Source organism: Paenibacillus sp. EKM212P (genome assembly GCF_011066115.1).
Taxonomy (GTDB): Bacteria; Bacillota; Bacilli; order Paenibacillales; family Paenibacillaceae; genus Paenibacillus; species Paenibacillus polymyxa_B.
The window spans coordinates 1-1,127 of record NZ_JAAMNR010000038.1; the positions used below are offsets into that span (position 1 = coordinate 1).

The 1,127-nt window shown below is 51.3% G+C and carries 1 rRNA gene; it reads left to right on the forward strand.

What is annotated here, in order from left to right:
* Positions 1-153: 153 nt before the first annotated feature.
* Positions 154-1,127 (forward strand): 23S ribosomal RNA (locus G9G54_RS24785); the annotation flags it as partial.

Genomic DNA, 1,127 nt, shown 5'->3' on the forward strand with positions numbered 1-1,127 from the left:
GGATACCGAAACGAAATTGCGTTTTAGAATATTCCTTTAAGCTGATCTTGTGTAAACAAGTGAAATAAAGGTAGCAGGTAAGGAAAGATCTTTTGCCTTTGGCAAAAATCATTCTTTATCGAACATCGACATTTTCTTTCAAAGAAAAGTCTAGGTTAAGCTACAAAGAGCACACGGAGGATGCCTAGGCGCCAGGAGCCGACGAAGGACGTGGCGAACAACGATAAGGCCTCGGGGAGCTGTAAGCAAGCTTTGATCCGGGGATGTCCGAATGGGGAAACCCGGCTGTCTTCATCGACAGTCACTTTCTGCTGAATACATAGGCAGAATAGAGGCAGACCAGGGGAACTGAAACATCTAAGTACCCTGAGGAAGAGAAAACAATAGTGATTCCGTCAGTAGCGGCGAGCGAACGCGGATTAGCCCAAACCAAGGAGCTTGCTCCTTGGGGTTGTGGGACGTCTCACATGGAGTTACAAAGGAACCGGTTAGATGAAGAGGTCTGGAAAGGCCCGCCAGAGAAGGTAAAAGCCCTGTAGTTCAAAACTTGTTCTCTCCGAGACGGATCCCGAGTAGTGCGGGGCACGTGAAACCCCGTATGAATCCGGCAGGACCATCTGCCAAGGCTAAATACTCCCTGGCGACCGATAGTGAAGCAGTACCGTGAGGGAAAGGTGAAAAGCACCCCGGAAGGGGAGTGAAATAGATCCTGAAACCGTGTGCTTACAAGAAGTCAGAGCCCGATCTATGGGTGATGGCGTGCCTTTTGTAGAATGAACCGGCGAGTTACGTTCCCGTGCAAGGTTAAGGTGAAGAGCTGAAGCCGCAGCGAAAGCGAGTCTGAATAGGGCGACTTGAGTACGTGGACGTAGACCCGAAACCGGGTGATCTACCCCTGTCCAGGGTGAAGGTGCGGTAACACGCACTGGAGGCCCGAACCCACGCATGTTGAAAAATGCGGGGATGAGGTGGGGGTAGCGGAGAAATTCCAATCGAACCCGGAGATAGCTGGTTCTCCCCGAAATAGCTTTAGGGCTAGCCTCGGAAAAAAGAATCGTGGAGGTAGAGCACTGATTGGGTGCGGGGCCCGCAAGGGTTACCAAGCTCAGTCAAACTCCGAATGCCAT